This window comes from Trueperella sp. HMSC08H06 (assembly GCF_001808465.1).
Classification (GTDB): domain Bacteria; phylum Actinomycetota; class Actinomycetes; order Actinomycetales; family Actinomycetaceae; genus Trueperella; species Trueperella bernardiae.
Window position 1 is genome coordinate 1 of record NZ_KV793351.1, and the last position, 19210, is coordinate 19210.

17 protein-coding genes and 3 tRNA genes are annotated in these 19210 nt (G+C 66.8%); 7 read left to right on the plus strand and 13 right to left on the minus strand.

All coding sequences use genetic code 11. From position 1 onward, the window contains the following. On the minus strand, positions 1-1217 hold a 1217-nt coding region (locus tag HMPREF3174_RS04515; protein ID WP_070448061.1), incomplete at its 3' end, for a phosphotransferase. Positions 1218-1296: 79 nt separating this feature from the next. On the opposite strand from HMPREF3174_RS04515, the gene HMPREF3174_RS04520 reads away from it, so the two are divergent. After that, positions 1297-2331 (plus strand): adenosine deaminase, encoded by a 1035-nt coding sequence (locus tag HMPREF3174_RS04520; RefSeq protein WP_062613601.1) that lies wholly within the window; start codon positions 1297-1299, stop codon positions 2329-2331. A gap of 41 nt (positions 2332-2372) precedes the next feature. Here the strand turns inward: HMPREF3174_RS04520 and HMPREF3174_RS04525 are convergent, their stop codons facing one another. The 6 genes from HMPREF3174_RS04525 to HMPREF3174_RS04545 all read right to left on the minus strand — a co-directional run bounded on the left by HMPREF3174_RS04525 (position 2373) and on the right by HMPREF3174_RS04545 (position 5611). Further along, positions 2373-3530 carry a UDP-N-acetylmuramate dehydrogenase gene (locus tag HMPREF3174_RS04525; protein ID WP_062613602.1) on the minus strand — a complete coding sequence of 386 codons (1158 nt, stop codon included), beginning with the start codon at positions 3528-3530 and terminating at the stop codon, positions 2373-2375. Positions 3531-3538: 8 nt separating this feature from the next. Continuing rightward, positions 3539-4795 (minus strand): peptidoglycan bridge formation glycyltransferase FemA/FemB family protein, encoded by a 1257-nt coding sequence (locus HMPREF3174_RS04530; protein ID WP_070446353.1) that lies wholly within the window; start codon positions 4793-4795, stop codon positions 3539-3541. A gap of 229 nt (positions 4796-5024) precedes the next feature. Continuing rightward, positions 5025-5195 (minus strand): 50S ribosomal protein L33, encoded by a 171-nt coding sequence (gene rpmG / locus HMPREF3174_RS09000; protein WP_082661174.1) that lies wholly within the window; start codon positions 5193-5195, stop codon positions 5025-5027. Positions 5196-5268: 73 nt separating this feature from the next. After that, positions 5269-5342: transfer RNA gene (locus HMPREF3174_RS04535), tRNA-Met, on the minus strand. A gap of 27 nt (positions 5343-5369) precedes the next feature. Beyond that, positions 5370-5445: transfer RNA gene (locus HMPREF3174_RS04540), tRNA-Thr, on the minus strand. Positions 5446-5530: 85 nt separating this feature from the next. Beyond that, positions 5531-5611, minus strand: a tRNA-Tyr gene (locus HMPREF3174_RS04545). Between the two features lie 154 nt (positions 5612-5765). On the opposite strand from HMPREF3174_RS04545, the gene HMPREF3174_RS04550 reads away from it, so the two are divergent. Continuing rightward, positions 5766-6260: a YajQ family cyclic di-GMP-binding protein gene (locus tag HMPREF3174_RS04550; protein ID WP_068538828.1), complete on the plus strand. Its 495-nt coding sequence runs from the start codon at positions 5766-5768 to the stop codon at positions 6258-6260. A gap of 33 nt (positions 6261-6293) precedes the next feature. Here HMPREF3174_RS04550 and HMPREF3174_RS04555 read toward each other — a convergent pair whose 3' ends face one another. The 6 genes from HMPREF3174_RS04555 to mtrA all read right to left on the minus strand — a co-directional run bounded on the left by HMPREF3174_RS04555 (position 6294) and on the right by mtrA (position 13535). Further along, positions 6294-7679: an FAD-dependent oxidoreductase gene (locus HMPREF3174_RS04555; protein ID WP_246783061.1), complete on the minus strand. Its 1386-nt coding sequence runs from the start codon at positions 7677-7679 to the stop codon at positions 6294-6296. A gap of 147 nt (positions 7680-7826) precedes the next feature. Further along, positions 7827-8483, minus strand: a complete 657-nt coding sequence (hpf, locus tag HMPREF3174_RS04560; protein ID WP_062613606.1) for a ribosome hibernation-promoting factor, HPF/YfiA family — start codon at positions 8481-8483, stop codon at positions 7827-7829. Positions 8484-8608: 125 nt separating this feature from the next. After that, complete coding sequence (locus HMPREF3174_RS04565; RefSeq protein WP_070446351.1) at positions 8609-9391, minus strand: ComF family protein; 783 nt, start codon at positions 9389-9391, stop codon at positions 8609-8611. Between the two features lie 96 nt (positions 9392-9487). Continuing rightward, positions 9488-11155 carry an LpqB family beta-propeller domain-containing protein gene (locus HMPREF3174_RS04570; RefSeq protein WP_062613608.1) on the minus strand — a complete coding sequence of 556 codons (1668 nt, stop codon included), beginning with the start codon at positions 11153-11155 and terminating at the stop codon, positions 9488-9490. After that, positions 11152-12858 (minus strand): MtrAB system histidine kinase MtrB, encoded by a 1707-nt coding sequence (gene mtrB, locus HMPREF3174_RS04575; RefSeq protein WP_068538825.1) that lies wholly within the window; start codon positions 12856-12858, stop codon positions 11152-11154. The genes HMPREF3174_RS04570 and mtrB overlap by 4 nt, the downstream gene beginning before the upstream one ends. Continuing rightward, positions 12855-13535 carry an MtrAB system response regulator MtrA gene (mtrA, locus tag HMPREF3174_RS04580; RefSeq protein WP_062613609.1) on the minus strand — a complete coding sequence of 227 codons (681 nt, stop codon included), beginning with the start codon at positions 13533-13535 and terminating at the stop codon, positions 12855-12857. Before mtrA ends, mtrB begins: the two co-directional genes overlap by 4 nt. 135 nt (positions 13536-13670) lie before the next feature. On the opposite strand from mtrA, the gene HMPREF3174_RS04585 reads away from it, so the two are divergent. Genes HMPREF3174_RS04585 through HMPREF3174_RS04605 form a run of 5 tightly spaced genes read left to right on the plus strand, consistent with a single transcriptional unit; the run spans position 13671 to position 19194 of the window. Beyond that, on the plus strand, positions 13671-15038 hold the full coding sequence (locus tag HMPREF3174_RS04585) for a glycerophosphoryl diester phosphodiesterase membrane domain-containing protein (protein WP_070448065.1): 1368 nt from the start codon (positions 13671-13673) through the stop codon (positions 15036-15038). Next, complete coding sequence (locus HMPREF3174_RS04590) at positions 15035-15646, plus strand: DUF4129 domain-containing protein (RefSeq protein ID WP_062613611.1); 612 nt, start codon at positions 15035-15037, stop codon at positions 15644-15646. Before HMPREF3174_RS04585 ends, HMPREF3174_RS04590 begins: the two co-directional genes overlap by 4 nt. Then, a complete protein-coding gene (locus HMPREF3174_RS04595) occupies positions 15643-16746 on the plus strand; it encodes a DUF4350 domain-containing protein (protein WP_083281131.1) in 1104 nt (367 codons plus the stop codon). Before HMPREF3174_RS04590 ends, HMPREF3174_RS04595 begins: the two co-directional genes overlap by 4 nt. Next, positions 16736-17914, plus strand: a complete 1179-nt coding sequence (locus HMPREF3174_RS04600; protein WP_083200575.1) for an AAA family ATPase — start codon at positions 16736-16738, stop codon at positions 17912-17914. Before HMPREF3174_RS04595 ends, HMPREF3174_RS04600 begins: the two co-directional genes overlap by 11 nt. Further along, a complete protein-coding gene (locus HMPREF3174_RS04605) occupies positions 17914-19194 on the plus strand; it encodes a DUF58 domain-containing protein (RefSeq protein WP_070448067.1) in 1281 nt (426 codons plus the stop codon). Before HMPREF3174_RS04600 ends, HMPREF3174_RS04605 begins: the two co-directional genes overlap by 1 nt. The last annotated feature ends 16 nt before the right edge of the window (positions 19195-19210 follow it).

Here is a 19210-nt window from a genome sequence, read left to right on the forward strand (position 1 = left end):
TCGCCCGGGCGGTTTGCCCGGGCGAGCCATTCTTCTGCCACCACAAGACGAGAGTGGGCCTGGTCCTTCCAGTCGGCGCGCCCGCGCTGGCGAGCCGAGGCCACGAGCGAGAGCACCACGCCAGCGGCGGAGGCGGCGATGGCCGCGGGGTCGGCGTCGTGGGAAGCGCGCCTATACCAGTCCTCCTGGATCTGGCGCGCGCCGGCGTACTTGTCGCTCAACCCGGGGAGCACGGAGAGGTGGCCGAGCAGGCAGCCCCAGTCGTCGGCGCGGTAGCCGGGGCCGAGGGAGTCGAGGTCGAGCAGGCCGCTGAGCCGCCCGCCGCTGACCAGCAGGTTGGTCTCGTAGAAATCGCCGTGGGTGGGCACGAGCGGCCCGTAGTCCGCGCTGCGCCGCACGGCCATGATCCCCGCCGCAAGGTCTAAGACCCGGCCGGTGAGCTCGGGGCTCGCGGCGCCGGCGGCCCGCGCGTAGTGCTCGCACCTCTCGGCCCACGCCGGCCGGTATTTCAGGTCGAGCGCGGAGGCAGGCAGGGCGTTGAGCGTGCGCGTGAGCGACCGAAAGATCGAGGGCAGGTCGCGCCCGCTTTGGAAGCTGAGCGCGAGCGACTCGCCCTCCACTGCCGAGGTCACCACCAGCCCGTCGGGCCGGCAGACCACGACGCGCGGAGTGGGCAGCTCGGCGTCGGCGACGACGCGGTGGCGGGCGATGAGTGCGTCGAGCGCGTCGGGGCGCACCACCTTCGCGTAGCTGAGGCCGGCGTGCGTCTGCACGCGTAGCACGGCCCGGCGAGTGGGCCGGTAGCCGAGCAGTTCGACATCGCACTCTCCCACCAGGCCGGCCATAGCCTCCGGGTTGCAGGCGTCCGCGAGCGCGGGCAGTTCCGGGTCGCCGGGGAACTCCCACAGGTGGACGGGGAGGTCGCCGGCGTAGAGCGTGACGGCGCCGGCGGCGTCGAGCCTACTTTGGGGGATGCGGGCGGTGGAGGCGACGACGTAGCCGTCCTGGCGTTCGCGCACCTCTCGCGCGCTCGACTTGTGGCGCACCTCGTCCCATGTGACCGAGTAGCCCACCGAGATCCCGGCGCCTGGCCTGTGGTTGACCGCGCGCAGCCGCCACGAGCGCAGGATCCCTTCGCCGAGCGCCAGGGAGAGCATCTCCCCCGCGGACGGGCCGGTGAGGAGCGCGACAGCGCGGCGCTCGGTGTGGGTGGTCATGGTTCATTTATAGGAGTGATTGGGGAAGGTCTCAAATGCGCGGCGTGTATTGGGATGCCGCACCGACTAGGATGGGCGCATGCGAGATCTGAAGACTTTGCCCAAAGCACACCTTCATCTGCATTTCACCGGCTCCATGAGGGTCTCCACGCTGATCGATCTCGCCCGTGAGCAGGGCGTGCGCCTGCCCGCCAACCTCACCGACACCCAGGCCATGCAGGTGCCCGCGAACGAGCGCGGCTGGTTCCGTTTCCAGCGTGCCTACGACGCCGCTCGCAAGGTCGTGCGCTCGGAGGGCGCGATGCGCCGGATCGTGCGGGAGGCCGCCGCCGACGACGCCGCCGAGGGATCGCGCCGCCTGGAACTTCAGATCGACCCCACCTCGTATGCGCCCTTCGTTGGGGGCATCACGCCCGCGCTGGAGATCGTGCTCGACGAGGCGCAGGTGGCCTCGCGCGAGACGGGCGTGGAGGTGGCGATCATCGTGGCTGCTTCGCGAATCAAGCACCCGCTCGATGCCCGCACGCTCGCGCGCCTGGCGGCCAAGCACGCCGGCGACGGGCCGGGCCAGGTGATCGGCTTCGGTCTATCCAACGACGAGCGGCGCGGGGACACCTCCCAGTGGGCCACGGCCTTCAACATCGCCCGCAACGCGGGGCTGGCCAGCGTGCCGCACGCCGGCGAGCTACTCGGCCCGGACCACATCCGCCAGGTGCTCGACTACCTGCGCCCCACCCGCCTCGGGCACGGCGTGCGCACGGCCGAAGACACCGACCTGCTAGCCCGGATCGTGGGGGCCGGCATCGCGCTCGAGGTCTGCCCGGCGTCCAACATCTCGCTCGGCGTGTACTCCGACCCCGAAAACGTGCCCCTGCGCGTGCTGTACAACTCCGGCGCGCAGATCGCCCTCTCCGCCGACGACCCGCTACTCTTCCTCTCCCGCCTGACCGACCAGTACCAGATCGCCCGCGACCAGGGCTTTTCCGACGCCGACCTCGCCCGCTTCGCCCGCGACTCCATCACCGCCTCCATGGCCCGCATCGACTCCAAGCAAAAGTGGCTGGCCGAAGTCGAGGAGTGGCTGGCCGCGCCCGATCCTGACCCGGCTGGTTAGGCCGGGCCGTCTCGGCCCCTCCGGCTAGATCTCCTGACCGGCTAGATTTCCAGGCCAACCAGCACCGGTTCGGGCACGAGGGTGACGCCGAACTTCTCGGCAACCCCGTCACGGATTTCGCACGCCAGCGCCGCGATGTCCTCCCCGCTCGCCCCGCCACGGTTGCTGAGCGCCAGGCAGTGCTTGGTGGACAGGGCCGCCGGCCCGGGCATGCCATAGCCAGGCGTAAAGCCCGCGTGGTCGATAAGCCAAGCGGCCGACGTCTTGACCTGCCCCTCGATTACCGGAGCGGCGGCGCCAATCTGGTTGACGGCGTCGTGACGCGCCACCCCAAAGCGCGGCGCCTCGGGCGGCAGCAGGGCGGACTGCTCCTCACTGAGGACCGGGTTGGTGAAGAAGGAGCCGAGGGAGTACGTGTCGCGGTCGGCGTCGTCGAGGACCATACCCTTTGAGGCGCGCAGCTCGAGCACGGCGGCCCGCACGTCCGACGACGGCGCCCGCTCCCCGATCTCCACCCCGAGCGTGCGCGCGAGCTGGCCGTAACCGACCGGGCGGGACAGCGTGGCGCGGCGCATGTGGAACGTCACCGACAGCACCACCCAGCGCGGGCTGCCACCGCAAATCGAGCGCTTGAGGATCGAATCGCGGTAGCCGAACTTCATGTCTGAGAGGAACAGGGTCTTGAACTCGCCAGTCTGGCGGTCCCACGTGCGCACCTGGGCAAGGGTTTCGGCCACCTCCTGGCCGTAGGCGCCGATGTTCTGCACGGGCGCGGCGCCCACCGAACCCGGGATGCCCGACAGCGCCTCGAGGCCCATCCAGCCGTGCTCGATCGCGTAGACCACGGCCTCGTCCCACGGCGTGCCCGCGGTGACGCGCATCTCCGCGCCCCCGCAACCGTCCTCCATGAGGGTCTCAATCTGGGAGCGGGTGTCGTGGACGACCACGCCGTCAAACGGCTGATCGGACGCGAGGATGTTCGATCCCCCGCCGACCACAAGCACAGGCCGGCCCTCGGCGTCGGCCGTGGAGACGGCGTCGACGATCTCGGCCTCCGCGTGCGCGTTGACGATCTCCGCGACCGGCCCACCCACGCCGATCGTGGTCATCTCCGCCAGCGTGTTGCCGCGATAGCGGGTGGTGGCCACCGGCGGGATCGTGGTGGTGGGCTCAGACGGTTCTGGGATCTGGCACGACATGGGATCTCCTATCGGCGCGAAAGGTAGTAGCTGACCAGGCGGCCAAGCGGGCTGATGTTCGCCTGGAACTCCCCGATCTTCTCCACGATTTCGGGGTTGAAACGGGACTTGAATTGCATGAGGGAATCGGTAAGCGAGCCGTCCACGCCGCCGAGCGAGACGGACTCCAGCCCAGAGGCGAAGCCCTCGCCGAGCGCCACCACCCACATGAGGTGCTGGGCCGGGATATTACCGAAGTGGCGGTTCGTGCCCGCGTACAGCATCTCCGCCGAAGTGCCGAAGCGGACCATGAGAACGCCGGCCAGGGTCACGCGGCCGCGCTGGCCCGACTCCTCGAGCTCCGCGATGTTCTTGGCAGCCGAGGCGATCGAATCCTGCAGGCGGTTGCGCTTCTTCTTCGCGCTGGCCGGGGTAGCGGCAAGCTCGGCGGAATCGGCGTCGCGGCGAGCGGTGTAGGTGGCGATCGCGGAGTCGACGTCGAGGGTGGCCAGATAAATCTTGGCATCATCCCCGTAGGCGGCAAGGATCTTCTCGTAATACTCCCGCGAGCGCAGGCGGATCCCCTTCTCCTCCTCGGTCTGCTCAATGACGGAGAGGAACTCATTCAGCACGTCGGCCCCGCCCGAGGTGACCTCCACGAATCGGTTACGCGCGTTGTTGGCCAGCGTGCGCGACTTCTTCGGCAAGGTGGCCTGGTAGGCGGCGACGGCGTCGGCGGGAATGCCGGGCTGGGCGGCAGGAGCGGCGCCTGCAGGCGCGGGGACGGCGTCGGCGAGCTCAGCCGGGCGGAACGTGACCGGCATAAAGCGCGGCTGGAGCGACTCGTGCAGGCTCATGACAAAGCCGAGATGCTTGAAGCCGGCGGACTCGATGCGGCGGCCGATGTGGCGGGCGCGCGGGTCGTAGTGCTCGGGTAGCTCGGCCAGCGGGGCCTTGCGGACGGGCACGAACGGGTCGATCCGCACGGCCACCGCCCGGTTCTTCTTCGCGAACGCGCGCAGCTCGCGCAGGTAGACCTCCAGGTAGGGGCCCTCGAAGTCGAGGATCGGGCCGTGCGGCATGTACCAAAAGCTCATCCCCAACGGAAGGTGGCGCTTGAGTACCAGGCCCGCCGCAACCAGGGTACCCGTATCGTCGCGCAAGCCCGTCAGCGAATGGCCCCAGCCCTTCACCTCAGCCCATGCCGAGGACTGCAGCACGTTACACAGCGGGTGGCTCGCCACAAAGGCGTCGTATTCCTCGCGCGGAACCTCGATGAATTGCACGTGTCCTCCTCGTTCAGCTTCCATCCTACCCCGGGCTCTCGGTGCGCTCCGCCCAATACGGTCCACGTTACGCCCGGATTGAAATAACTTGGACGTTTCTGGGCCGATCTCCTCATATAAGAAGATCGCCGCGAAATCGTCCAGTTCTCTTTAACCATCGCGGCGATCACCGGCCGGACGGGCAAAAAAAGACCCCCGCTTGAGGCGGAGGCCGTAGAAGATGACTACCCTAGCGGGTTTCGCGGTGTGTGGTCGACGCATTGCACCTGGGGCAGTACTTCTTCATCTCCAGGCGATCCGGCGTGTTACGACGGTTCTTCTTCGTAATGTAGTTACGCTCCTTGCAAACCTCGCATGCGAGGGTGATCTTGGGGCGAACGTCTGCAGACTTACTAGCCACTATTTTTCCTCACGTTCGGCTTGTGAAGCGGGTGCTTCGTCGTTCTACGATACGGCGGTCGCCATACCGGTCGTAGCGAGGGCGGGGTTTGAACCCGCGACCTCACGATTATGAGTCGTGCGCTCTGACCAACTGAGCTACCTCGCCTCGTCCACCCCCGCGAACGGGAATGAATGGAGCCCCGAAAGGGAATCGAACCCTTGACCTTCTCCTTACCATGGAGACGCTCTGCCGACTGAGCTATCGGGGCAACCTTGGAAAGCCTACCAATCGAACGGAATGCATTCCAACTTTGCGGACGTGGCGCTTGCCATAACCGCTGTTCTTTCGAACTGTGGCGGGTGAGGGATTCGAACCCCCGTAGCTTTCGCGTCTGATTTACAGTCAGATACCATTGGCCGCTCGGTCAACCCGCCGTCGCGTACTCCCGAAGAAGTGCACGGCAAAGACATTAGCAGTTCTCCCCCGCGTACTGTCAAACCAGAACCCCCGCGCGGACTGCCGTCATGGTCACACTTGCCTAAGCTAGAGTGAGTGGGTAGTTCACACCGTTCAAGTTCAGGAGGAACCGTGGCCAACTCTTCGTTCGACGTCGTCAGCCGCTACGACACCCAGGAGGTCGACAACGCCGTCAACCAGACCGCCAAGGAGATCAGCCAGCGTTACGATTTTCGCAACGTCGACGCCGACATCACGCTCAAGGGCGAGACCATTACCCTGACCGCCAACACCGCCGAGCGCGTACTCGCCATCCTCGACGTGCTCCAGACCAAGCTCATCCGCCGCGGACTGTCGCTCAAGCAAGTGGACTTCGGCGACGGCGAGCCCCGGCTTTCCGGCAAGCTCTTCCACCTGTCGGGCTCGCTCAAGGAGGGCATCAGCCAGGAGAACGCGAAGAAGATCACGAAGCTGATCCGCGACGAGGGCCCCAAGTCCGTCAAGGCCCAGATTCAGGGTGACGAGGTGCGCTGCACCTCCAAGTCGCGCGACGACCTGCAGGCCACGATCGCTCTGCTCAAGGGAGCCTCGTTCGACGTCGCCCTCCAGTTCGTCAACTTCCGCTAGGCGCGGGCAGCGGCTCAGGGTCGCCTAACAGGGCTAGTACAGCTTGCCGTCGTGCTCCTCGCCGCGGGAGACGGCGGTCATGGTCTCGCGCTCGACCACCTTCAGCCGCGCACGCCCCCGCTCCGCGCCGAGCGCCATCTCGTACTCGTTGAGCAGCTCCCAGCCGCGCCACGTGGTGTAGCGAACGCCCCGCTCGTCGAGCACCTTGCTGGTTTCCTCCCAGCCGAGCGCATCGGTGGTGGCGTGAAGCTTGCCGGCCTCGTAGTCCTCCACGAGGTGCCCGATGGTCTCCTGGGCGTCCGACTTGGTGGAGCCGATGAGGCCGACGGGCCCGCGCTTGATCCAGCCGGTGGCGTACATGCCGGGGACTACCTCGCCGTCGGTAGTGATGACGCGGCCCTGGACGTTGGGGACAATCCCCCGGCCGGCGTCGTAGGGCGCCCCCGGGATCTCGGAAGAGAAGTAACCCACCGCGCGGTAGACGGCCTGGACGGGGTAGTCGATGAATTCGCCGGTACCCTTAACCGAGCCGTCGCCCTGGAGGGCGGTGCGCTCCATGCGGATGCCCTCCACGTGCTCGTCGCCAAGGATCTCGGCCGGCTGCTGGAGCATATGAATGTGGATGCGACGCGACGCCGTCAGGTCCTCCGGCTCCTGGAAGACCCACTCGGTGAGCTGCTCGACCACCTGGCGGGTCATCTTCGACTCTTCCATCGCCTTCTCCGAGCCGGCGTCGTAGTCGAAGTCCTCAGGGTAGACGATGATGTCGACGTCGGGAACCTGGCCCAGCTCGCGCAGCTCCATCGGGGTAAACTTCACCTGGGCGGGGCCGCGGCGGCCGAAGATGTGGACGTCCGTGACGGGCGAGCGGCGCAGGCCTTCTTCCACGTTGCCGGGGATTTCAGTGACCATGAGGTCGTCGGGGTGCTTGGCGAGGATGCGGGCCACGTCGAGCGCCACGTTACCTACGCCCAGCACGGCGATCTCCTTGGCCTCGAGCGGCCACGTGCGCGGGTAGTCTGGGTGACCGTCGTACCAGTAGACGAAGTTCGCCGCGCCGTAGACCTCCGGCAGGTTCGAGCCGGGGATGTTGAACGGGCGATCCTGGTTAGCACCCGTGGCGATGATGACCGCGTCATAGTGCTCGTGCAGCTCGTGGAACGTGATATCCCGGCCGATCTCTACGTTGCCCACCAGGCGAATGTCGCCACGCTGGAGCACGTTGTACAGGGCGTTGATGATCGCCTTGATGCGCGGGTGATCGGGGGCCACTCCGTAGCGCACCAACCCGTACGGCGCCGGGAGCTTCTCATACAGGTCGATCTTGACCTCCACGCCAGACTTGGACAGGATGTCCGAGGCGTAAATTCCGGCCGGGCCGGCCCCAATGACTGCTACGTGAAGTGTACGATCGGCCACACTTTCCCCTTTATCGACTCTGGCGCCGGGCATCCCGGCCTAAACGCCCTCCATCCTAATTGTTCGCCCGCGCAACTTCCTAGATTAAGAAAGGGGCGGGTGACGTAATCGTCACCCGCCCCGGGTTTCCTGGGCGCCAGGCCCGCCTTACTCGTCGGCCGCCGGGCCGTACTCGCCCGTGGTGGCGTTCAGCCTGATCACGCCGTACGTCCACCCGCGGCGGCGGTAGGCCGCGCAGGGCTGCTTCGTCTCTTCGTCAATGAAGAGGTAGAAGGGGTGGCCCACCAGCTCCATCTCATCGATGGCCTGCTCCACCGACATCGGCTTGGCCTCGTACAGCTTCTGGCGCACGATCGCCGGCGAATCGCCAAGCTGGCTCTCCACCGCTTCGCCCACCGAGCTGGGGAGCGTGGGCTCTGCCGCCTCATCCGGCGCGGGCTTGGCCAGTAGCTCATCGACCGGCAGATCCTGGACCACTTCGTCCCGACGCTCGCCCTTGCGGCGGTTCTTCTTCTTTTCGTGGCGGCGGCGCAGGCGCTCGAAGAGCTTCTGCGCGGCCAAGTCAAGTGCTCCGAAACGGTCGGATGCTGAGGCTTCCGCGCGGACCACCGGTCCCTTATCCCGAACGGTGATTTCAATCCGCTCGGATGTCTCCACCTGGGACGGATTCGATTCGTGCGTGACTTCCACTTCAACGCGCTGCGCATACGGAGCGTACTGCTCGATCTTGGCGAGCTTGTCCTCCACGTGCGACCGGAACCTACCCTGAACCTCGGTGTTCCTACCGGTGACGACGATTTCCATGATGACCTCCTTGGCCGTTTTCGAAAGTGGGAATGACCCAAAAACTATGCCTGCCTCTGCAAGCGACTGCCTCGCCTCCTTCCGTGGTATTTCGCCTGTTCACGTAAAGATTTTGGATGTTGTTATTATACGGCCCGGAAGGGCTCAGTGTGACCTCTTACACGAAACTCCCGGGGATCTTTCGCCGCCGCGAGCACGAAAGCGCCACGTACCGTGCCTCCGCGCGATTTCACCGCGCGCGAAGCCCCCGCCAGGGTCGCCCCGGTTGTCACGACGTCGTCCACCACGATCACGTCCGCGCCCTCCAGGCCCACCGGCAGGGCCGTGATTCCCCGGGCCTTCTTTCCGCGTGCCTGCAGGTTGGCGCGTTGCCTGCCCATTCGCCCGACGGCGTCCGCCACCGTACCGCCGAGCCGCTCCAGCCGGCTGCCGGCCCGGCCCAGCCCACCGGGAAGCCCTCCCGCCCGCTGGCGCCGCAGCACGATGCCCACCTCGGCACCGTACATCTCAGCCACCGCCTGCGCGATCACACCGGCCACGAACCGGCCCTGCCGGGCGCGCTTCGGCGCGGAGGGCGCGGGCACCACGAGCGTGGCCGCGAGCTCGGGAGGCGGGTGGGCGCCGATGACCTCGGCGAAGGCGCGGTCCATCCGGCGGTCAGCCATGTTCTTCCAGGCCACCACGGCGCTTGCCGCCGGGCCCGTGTAGCTCGCGAGCGCGAACACCGGAAACTCGGCGCGCTCCTCGCCCGCCACGCCGACGTAGGGCAGGTGCTCGCTCACGTCCTCCCACCCGGAAAACTCCACACGGCAGCTCGCGCACAGGTCTTCGTCCCATGCCCCGCACCCGGCGCACCAGCGCGGGTAGAGCAGGTCGAGGAGGGCGTTCCATTGGTCGTTCATCCACATGCCCTCATGGTGTCTCAGCGCCCCCGCCCGCAAAGGCCGATAACGAGCAAATGTGGACAGCCGCCCCGCGAACCTACCTGTGGAAAGCCTCGCGCGTCAGCCCGGCAACGCCGGCGCGGTCACGCCGTCGGCGATGAGGCGCCAGCCCGCACCGTCGTAGGAGAAAAGCCGGTTGGAATTGTCCTGGATAATGATCGTGTCGAGGCCGCGCCCGGCTGTAAGGTCCACAACCCCGTCGACCGCCGCAAGCGACGTCGTCGGCGTGCCGATGCCAACCACATGGATCGAGCTGGTGGACGACGTCGACTGCCGGCCCACCACCGCGAGCCGCACGTCACTCACCCAGGCCACGTCTGTGACGTCCGCGAGCGACTGCCCGAAGCGCAGCGGCGCGCCGATCTCCGTGGGCGCACCACCCGAATCACGCAGGATCGACACGGCGTTCATCTGGACCTCGCCCTTTTGGTCGGTGACGATCGCCATCCGCGATCCTTCGCGCGAAACCGCGAGGCTACGCACGTTCAACCCCTGCAGGTAGGGAAGCGGGAGCCGCTTCGTCTCGCCCGAGGCGAGGTTGACCGCGATCAGCTCCCCGTTCGAGGCCGCCTCGGCCGACCACACCCAGCCGCGCGCATCGATCGAGGGGGCCACCAGCTTCGTGCCGCGCGCAAGCAGGGTGGGCGCACTGCCGTCGAAGCGGACTTCGTATAGACCCGTGCCGTCGTTGCCGAGGGCGGCTCCCCTGCTGACAGGTTCGGTGTAGGACGTGGCGAGGTGGGTCAGGCCCAGTCCCCCGCCGTCGCCAAGCACGCTGACCTCACCACCGCTGATGGTGGCCGGCGCCCCATCCGCGAGGGCGGCGAGCGTGTAGCTCGCGTACTGATAGGCGCTGAGGTCGATCTTCGAGGGGAACTCGAGTTCGGCACCCTCGGAACTGAGCTTGACCTCCTGGATGCCAGGCAGGTTGAGCAACGTCTTGGAGATTTGGGCTTCCATCGCCATCATGTCAGACGCCGTCATCGAGGCCACCTCGGAGCTGAGGTCCACCTGCGCCACGCCGTCGGTCACGCGCACGCCCCTTTGCGTCAGGCGTGCCTCGGACGGGATGGCCGAGTGCGCGGCGGGCGACAGCCACGACGACGGCCCGGCCAACACCGCCTGGACCGCGCTCGTGGCCTGCGACGTCGTCAAATACCAGCGCACCTCCGGCACGAGCGAGCTGCGGTCGGAGTTGAGGAAGTAAATGGTGGTCTCGCTGTAGAGCGAGGTGAAAATCGAGCTGGGCACCACCATGCCCTGGTCGAGCACGGCTATGCGCCACTCGCCGTTCGCATCCCGGGTGAGGGAAAACTCGGAATTGAGGATCGCGTCCGGCGTGGCCACGGTGTAGCGCCCGGCCTCGTCCAGGGTTGCCGACGCCGCCGCACTCACCCGGATCGCGCCCGTACGGGTGGAGGAAATCGAGGGGTTCTGGGCGTCTTGGTAGACCCGCACTTCGGTAGTCGGGTCCCAGCGGGCGGAGGCCTCGGGCGTGAGGAACTGGCGGGCCACCGTGAAATCGCCGGACAGTCCCGCCGCCGACGCGCGAAGGAAGTCCGTCACCAGGGCCTCCGGTGTGGAACCCGGGGTGGGGCCCTGCGGATCGAGGACCACGCCGCCACCGGTGTTCGCCGGACGCTCCACCTCCTGCGGGGCGCCCGAGGTGGGCAGGCTGGCACATCCGGCGAGGACGAGGGTCACGAGGAGAATGAGCAGCTTCTTCACGATTCCTCCTGACTCTTCACGTCCAGGCGCAGTTCGACCGCCGCGTCCGGGTCCTCTTCGACGACGACGTTGAACGGGCCACTCGCCGTCGGCTCGGCTACCTCCGGGGCTTCGGCGGGCAGGGGCTCAGGCACCTCGAGCGGGAGCGGCGGCACGAAGTCCTGGTGGGGTACCTTGGGCAAAGTAAAGAGGAAGGTGGAGCCCACGCCCAATTCGCCGGCCACCTCGATCGTACCGCCGTGGATCTGCGCGTCCTCGCGCGCGATTGTCAGCCCCAGGCCCGTGCCACCCGACTTGCGCACGCGCGAGGAATCCGCCCGCCAAAACCGGTCAAAGACGTGGCTGATCTGCTCCGGCGACACCCCCACCCCGTGGTCCTGCACGCGCACCGCCACCGCCGTGTCGTTCGCTGCGACGACGACGTCGACAGGGTTGCCCTCCGCATGCTCGAGCGCGTTGACCAACAGGTTGCGGGCCACACGCCGCACGCGCCTGGGTTCGATCTCGGCTATCGTGTCGCCCATGGCCTCGTACGTGACCGTGACCCCGTTCGATACGGCGAGCGGGTCGGCCGCCTCAATCTCGTCGGCCACGAGGGAGCCGACGTCGGCCGGCTCGGTGGCGAGGGTCATGCCGCCGGCGTCGTACCGGGAGATCTCCAGAAGGTCGGCGAGCGTGGCGTCGAGGTTGAGTAGCTGGTTGTACTGCAGCTCGGCCGCGCGCTTGAGGCCGGCCGGCAGGTCCTCGCGGTGGTCGTAGATGAGCTGGCCCGCCATGCGCACGGTGGTCACCGGTGATCGCAGTTCGTGGGAGACAGCCGAGACGAACTCCGTTTGCACCTTGGAGATGCGCTCCATCTGGGTGAACTGGGTCTCGAGCGACTCAGCCATCTGGTTAAAGGACTCGGCCAGCTGCGCGATCTCGTCCGAGCCGCGCACCTCCATCCGCGTGTCGAACTCGCCGTCGGCCAACAGCTGTGCCCCGCGCGACGCCGCCCGCACCGGGGTCAGCACCCAGCGCGTCACCGCCCAGCTCACCACGCCGAGGATCGCGAGCAGGATCGCGATCGACAGCCACATCACCCGGATCGTGGTGCTAATCAACGACTGCTGGTTGCCCAGCGAATAGGCGGCATACAGTTCGTAGCTACCCGAGCCGCGGATGTCGAGCGTCGTCCCCACCACGATGCCCGGGATCGTCTCACCATCCGACTGCAGGTTCACCGACTGCCAGCCGATCTGTCCGCCCTCCGTGACGAGCTGGCGCAGGTCCGCCGACACGAGCGAGCGCACCTGTGTGGCCGAGGCCGTGGCCGGCTCAAAAATCTGAGTGGGTAACGGCTCCTGATCCGGCGTGCGGATGAGCACCGCCCCCAGCAGGCCCCGGGACGGGTCATACATCGACGACACCAGCTGGTTCGCCACCTCCTGCGAACGGCCCGCAGTCGGTGCCGACGCCGTAAAGCGATCCTGGGCCAACTGCACGTCGGTGGAAAACTGCTCCACGTTCGTCGTGACCGCATTATCAAAAACAGAGGAGCGCACCTGGCTGGAAATCGCCAGGCCCATGATGACGATGCCGGCGATTCCAGCCAGCACGATGAGCGCCACCACACGCAAACTGAGCGAGGAATACCAGCGCTCGCGGATGGAATCGAGGCGCCGAACGGTGGCGGAAATGCGCTCGCGAGCTAGCGCGCTCACCGGCTCGCGTTCCCGGCGCGGTAGCCCACGCCACGAACGGTGAGCACAACCTCAGGGTTTTCCGGGTCCTTTTCGACCTTCGAGCGCAGGCGCTGGATATGGACGTTGACCAGGCGCGTATCGGAGGGATGGCGGTAGCCCCACACCTGTTCAAGCAGCTCTTCGCGGGTGAAGACCTGGAATGGCTTGCGGGCCAGCACCGACAGCAGGTCGAACTCCAGGGGCGTGAGGTGGAGCGGCTTGCCGTCGCGGCGGACCTCGTGAGCCTTGAGGTCAATTGCCAGATCGGCGATCTTCAGGGTCTCGGTTTCGGGCTCCTGGCGGCGCAGGCAGGCCTTGACGCGGGCAAGCAGCACGGAGTTTTCGAAGGGCTTGGTCACGTAGTCATCCGCGCCGGCCTCCAGGCCCGCGATGACGTCCACCGAGTCCGTCTTCGCGCTCATCATGATGATCGGCACGTCCGACTCATCACGCAGCGCGCGGGCCACCGACACGCCATCCATTCCCGGCAACATGACGTCCAGAAGAATGAGGTCCGGATGCTCCGCGCGGAAAAGGGGCAGGACCGAATCGCCGTGGGCGCACGCGGAGACGACATAGCCCTCGGTTTCCAGCAGAATTGCCACCATCTCCGAGATCGCGGGATCGTCATCAACCACTAGAATGCGCGTTGCCATAGCCTCTACCCTCTGTTGGCGCTTTTGACGACATGATATCAGTTGCCTCCGACAACTCCCGGTATTGTGGGCCCCTTAAAAACTGTCGGAGGGATCGGGTAGATTGGTTCACGTATCGACACGAAAGGTTATCCGATGTCCGCATTCGATTCCCAGGGTCCCCGGTACGGGCAGTACGGCGATGACCAGCCGCAGATCCACCAGCGCGTCGAACCGTGGCGCACGGTCATCCCGATGCACCCGCTGGGAGTGGGCGAAACGCTCGATGCCACCATGCGCCTCCTGCGCTTCAACCCCGTGCCCTTCATCGTATTCCCGATCGTGGTCAACCTCGTGGTCGCCGCGCTCGAGGTGCTGCTCTCGCTGGCCTTCGGTCAGTTGGTCTCACGTGAGGTGGTGGGGGCCACCAACCTGACGCTCTATGCCCTGACCGTCGCAATCATCTACTTCTTCGCCAACATGCTCGTGCTGGTCGCGGGCACGCGGGTCACCTTGGCGTCGGTGCGCGGCCAAAAACTGTCGCTGTCCGAAACCTTGGCCCTCGCACGAGCCGGCCTGGGCAAGATCGCTCTGCGCATGATCGTCCTGGCGCTTTTCGCCATCGCCGCCGGCGTCGTGGTAGTCCTCATCTTTGCCGCGGTCATCAGCGGGCTCGCCCTCAGCGCCTTCAGCTTCGCGGACTCGTCGGGCACAACGATCACGTTCATGATCCTGTCATTCCTCGTCTACGTCGTCGCGGTCTTCCTGCTGGTCTACCGCTTCTCGGTGGCGGTTCCCGCCTTGGTTGCTGAGGACATCGGGCCGGCCGAGGCAATCGGGCGCTCCTGGCGTCTCACCCAGGGCTCGCTTGGCTACTTCGCTGGCCTGTACATCACCCTCAGCATCATTATGTCGGTCCTTTCCGGGGTGCTCGGCATCGTTTTCGGCCTGGTCGTCGGCGGTGTTTTCAGCAACTCCGGAGATATCGTGGCCGCCACGGCCGGCAGCGCGGTGAGCATCCTCTTCACGCTCCTCATCTCAGCCCTGCTGGTGCCGATCTCCATGGCACTGATCAACCTCATTTACGTCAACATGCGGATGAAGCGGGAGAACTTCCATCAGGAGTTCTTGTACGGCGCCGGTCAGGCAGCCGGCCCCGGCGCCTTCAGCCAGCCGAACCAGTACAGCCAGCACAACCGATACGACCAGTACGGGCCTCAGGCTGGATACACCCCGCCCGTGTACGGTAACGACTCCGGTCAGGTCGGTGACGGCCAGAGTGGCCAGGGTTACGGCCAGTCTTACGGCCACAACGGCCAGAGCTACGGTCAGGGTGACGGCACGCAGTACGGCCAGTCTTACGGCTACAATGGCCAGACTTACGGCTATGGCCAGGCGGGTCAGTACGGCCAGCCGGGTCAATACGGTCAGCAGAGCCAGTACGGTCAGCAGGGACAGGATACCGAGTCCGGCAAGGACACCCCCGGCGAGCGCCCGAGCTGGTATGGAGATTTTGAGAAGTGACCTTCGTTCCCTTCACCCCGGATGCGGACACCGCTCAGCAGCTAGCGGAGGCCGAGCTGTCGAAGGCGATGTATGACCACTCGCCCAGCCTCCTCTCGCGCTTCTTGCAATGGTTGTTTGAGCGGCTCAACATCGTGGTGAACGAGCTCAACCCGGGTGAGGGCGGGGCGGGGAACCTCGTGGTCATCATCGGACTGGCCCTGTTCGTGGTGGCTGTCATCGTCTTTGCTTACCGCCGCTCGCGGGCCAGTAGCGCACCGGCTTCTCGCGAGCGCGAGCAGCTCTTTGATGATGACCGCACGTCTGCCGAATTGTTCAAGGCGGCCGACCGGGCCGAGCAGGCGGGGGATCTCAACCTCGCCGTCGTCGAACGTTTCCGCGCAATCATGCGTCTGCTTGACGAGCGCGAGCTCATCCACGTGGTGCCGGGAATGACTGCCCAGGAGGCGGCTGAGGCCGGCTCACGCAAGCTCGGGCACATCGATGAGTTCTCGGCGGGCGCCCAGCTTTTCAATGACGTCTACTACTGGCACCACCAGGCTACGGCGGCGGACGTGGAGTCGGTCCACCGCCTGCACCGCGTAGCCGCGCGCGAGGTGGTCGTATGAGCGTGTCGGCACCAAAGCGATCTCGCACGGGTATCCTTCTGTCGCTCATCGCGGTGCTCGCGCTCGCGGTCATAGCCTTGGTCGACATCCCGCAGCAGGGCGAGCCCTACTCCCCCACGTCCACTGCCTCCACGGGCACGCGCGCCCTGGCCCAGATCCTCAAGAATCATGGGGTGGACGTGTCCGAGGTGAGCCCGCTAGAGGCGATGGACTCAGCGGACACCGACACCACGCTGGTGATCGACCCCAGTTTCTACGCCCCCACCGAGGTGACCGAGGACCTGGTGAATTCCCGGGCCACCATCGTGGTCCTCGGGGACTCCTCCAGCATGTACGATTTCGGCTTCGAGGGTTACACGGAGAGTTTCCCGCCGATCCCGGTGGCCGCGAAGTGTCAAGACCCGGATGCGCAGGAGGCGCGCGGGATCAGCCCCCTCTCCCTCGCTTTCAGACCAGACCGGGAGAGGGACGTGACGGGTTGCTTCCCCCAGCTCGGCGGTTACGGCTGGGTGCAGCTCACCTCCAACCCGAAGATCTCCCTAATTCTCGATCCGACCTTCCTCACGAACGAATACCTGGCCGACCACGGCAACGCCGCCTTCGCCATGCGCAAGCTCGGCACCCAGCCGAAGGTCTTGTGGGTGAGTGGCGATTACTGGGAATCCGAGATGCGGACCACGCCGCAGTGGGCGGGCCTGCCCACCTGGTTCTACCCCCTCCTCGTTGGCCTGGTACTCACGGCCCTGTGGTGGGCCTTCTACCGCGGGCGCCGCTTCGGAAAGCTCGTAGCTGAGCCCATGCCCGTCGTCGTGCCTGCCTCCGAGGCCGACGCCGGCCGCGGCCAGCTCTACCACCGCGGGCGGGCCACCGAGCACGCAGCCCGTGCCCTGCGCGCCGGAACGATCTCGCGCGTGGCGCGCGGGCGCCTGAGTCCGACCTCGCCGCGCGAGGTGGTCGTGGACGTGCTCGCCCGGGTCAGCGGACGCGATCCGTCCGCGATTGACGCCCTGTTCTACTCTCTCCCCATCACGTCCGACACCGACCTGTCGAGGCTGGCTGACCAGCTCGATGAATTCGAAAGGGAAATCAATGACCGCTGATTCCAACCAGCCATCCGGGCGCCAGGGCCAAGATCCGGCCCAGGGCATCTACCAGCCCCCGGTCACTGCGCACGCGCAAGGCGACCCACAGCCAGGCGGCTACCAGCCGCAGTCTCCGGCTGTCTCTCAGTCCACCCCGCAGGGGGCGCCCCAGGGAGCGCCGCGCGCGCAGGGCTTCCGTCCGGAGGTGACTCAGCCGGCGCAGGAGGAGCCGGCCCAGTCGGCCACGGCGGAGAAGTTCCGCCGCATCCGCGCCGAGATCGCCAAGGCGATCGTGGGCCAGGATCACGCCGTCACTTCGGTGCTCATCGGCTTGTTGTGCGACGGGCACGTCCTCCTTGAGGGTGTGCCGGGCACCGCGAAGACCCTGCTGGTCCGCTCGCTGGCCGCGGCACTCGAACTGGACGCGAAGCGCGTGCAGTTCACCCCGGACCTGATGCCGGGTGATCTCACGGGCTCGCTCATTTACAGCGCATCCACAGGCGAATTCTCGTTCCGCCCCGGACCGGTTTTCACCAACCTACTCATTGCGGACGAGATCAACCGCACCCCGCCCAAGACCCAGGCGGCCCTGCTCGAGGCGATGGCTGAGCACCAGGTGTCGGTGGACGGCCAGCCGCGCGAGCTCGACGATCCGTTCATGGTGGTCGCCACCCAGAACCCGGTGGAGTACGAGGGCACGTACCCGCTGCCGGAGGCCCAGCTGGACCGCTTCATGCTCAAAACCATCCTGCCGTTGCCCCCGCGCGAGGTGGAAGTGGAGATTCTGCGCCGCCACGCGGGCGACTTCGATCCCACGGACCTCAGCACCGCCAAGATTGAGGCGGTGGCCGGCGCTGACGACGTGCGCCGGGCGCGCGAGGAAGTGGCAAGCGTGGAGGTCGGCACCCGGGTGCTGGATTACATCGTGGACCTGGTGCGGGCTACCCGCGTGTCGCCGGCGGTCTCGCTTGGTGTCTCCCCACGTGGCGCCACCGCGCTCCTGCATGGCTCGCGCGCGTGGGCGTGGCTATCCGGGCGGAGCTACGTGACACCCGACGACGTCAAGGCCCTCGCCGTTCCCGCCCTCACCCATCGCATCCAGCTTCACGCTGAGGCCGAGCTTGACGGGGTCAGCCCGCGCTCGGTTATTGAGTCGATCCTCGCTTCGGTGCCGGTGCCGCGCTGATGTTCATTCGCCTTCCCGCCGTGGTCTGCTCCGTGCTCGGCATCGTGTTCGGGGTGGCGACCCGCGACGCCGGCATCGCGGTGCTGATCACCATCGTGTTGGTGTTCCTCGTGTTGCTCGACGCCGCGCTCGCGCCCAACCCGTCGGTCCTCGTGGCCGACCGGAACGGGGATGATTCGGTGCGTGTGGGCGACGAGGCGGCCGCCACGCTCACCCTCACGAACCCGTCCGGGCGCAAGATCTCGGGCATGTTCCGGGATGCGTGGCCGCCGTCGGCGAACGTTTCCCCCTCGCGCCACGGTTTCCGTCTGAGGCCGCGCAGCGAGGCTATCTTCGATTCCTCGCTGCGCCCCGAACGGCGCGGCACGATCCACTCCTCCACGGTCACGGTGCGCACGTTCGGCCCGCTGGGCCTGGCCGGTCGGCAGAAGTCCGCCCCCACGTCCTGGCAAATCCACGTGCTACCGCCGTTCGTCTCGCGGCGCAACATCCCCTCGCGGGTGCGGCAGTTGCGCGAACTCGATGGGCGCTCCCTCCTCCTCACTCGCGGCGAGGGCACCGAGTTTGACTCCCTGCGCGAATACGTGGCCGGCGACGACGTCCGAGCCATCGACTGGCGCTCCACGGCCCGCCTCGGTGAGACGGTGGTGCGCACATGGCGCCCCGAACGTGACAGGCACGTGGTCATTGTTCTCGACGCCGGCCGTGGCGGCGCCCTGCGCGTGGCGGAAGGTCCTGCCTTCGACACGTTCATCGAGGCGGCGCTCTTGCAGTCGGCGATCGCGCAGCGAGCGGGCGACCGTGTGTCGGTCATCGCCATGGACGATCAGCTGAGGGCGCGGCTGGCCTTAGAGCACACGAAGACGATCACGCACAAGGTGGCCCAGACCCTGGCCGACATCGAGCCGAGCTTGCACGCCACCGACTGGGCCTCGCTGCCGGCCTACATTTCGCAGATCTCGAAGCGGCCCGCGTTCGTGGTCATCGCCACCACGATCGGCGGTGGCACGCTCTCCTCCGGGCTGGTCGACGTCCTGCCCACCCTCAAGCGCACCCACACCGTGCTCGTCGCCTCGGTTCACACGGGCGATCCGGAGCGGGAAGAGGAGGTGGGTGCCATCTACGAGCTCGCGGCTCACGAGCGCTCCCAGATCGAGGAGAACAACCTGGCCCGGTCCCTCGAGCGCGCGGGTGCGAAGGTGGTGCGCTCGGACGCGGAGGGCCTGCCCGTGGCGGGGGTGGATACCTACATGAGCCTCAAGGCCCGGGGTCTGCTCTAGTCCGGTCTGTTCCAGT

Coding starts and splice junctions, on each gene's coding strand:
- HMPREF3174_RS04585 (WP_070448065.1), top strand. CDS start 13,671: ATGTCCGCATTCGATTCCCAGGGTCCCCGGTACGGGCAGTACGGCGAT.
- HMPREF3174_RS04600 (WP_083200575.1), top strand. CDS start 16,736: ATGACCGCTGATTCCAACCAGCCATCCGGGCGCCAGGGCCAAGATCCG.
- HMPREF3174_RS04565 (WP_070446351.1), bottom strand. CDS start 9,391: ATGTGGATGAACGACCAATGGAACGCCCTCCTCGACCTGCTCTACCCG.
- hpf (WP_062613606.1), bottom strand. CDS start 8,483: ATGGAAATCGTCGTCACCGGTAGGAACACCGAGGTTCAGGGTAGGTTC.
- mtrA (WP_062613609.1), bottom strand. CDS start 13,535: ATGGCAACGCGCATTCTAGTGGTTGATGACGATCCCGCGATCTCGGAG.
- HMPREF3174_RS04520 (WP_062613601.1), top strand. CDS start 1,297: ATGCGAGATCTGAAGACTTTGCCCAAAGCACACCTTCATCTGCATTTC.
- HMPREF3174_RS04595 (WP_083281131.1), top strand. CDS start 15,643: ATGAGCGTGTCGGCACCAAAGCGATCTCGCACGGGTATCCTTCTGTCG.
- HMPREF3174_RS04605 (WP_070448067.1), top strand. CDS start 17,914: ATGTTCATTCGCCTTCCCGCCGTGGTCTGCTCCGTGCTCGGCATCGTG.
- HMPREF3174_RS04525 (WP_062613602.1), bottom strand. CDS start 3,530: ATGTCGTGCCAGATCCCAGAACCGTCTGAGCCCACCACCACGATCCCG.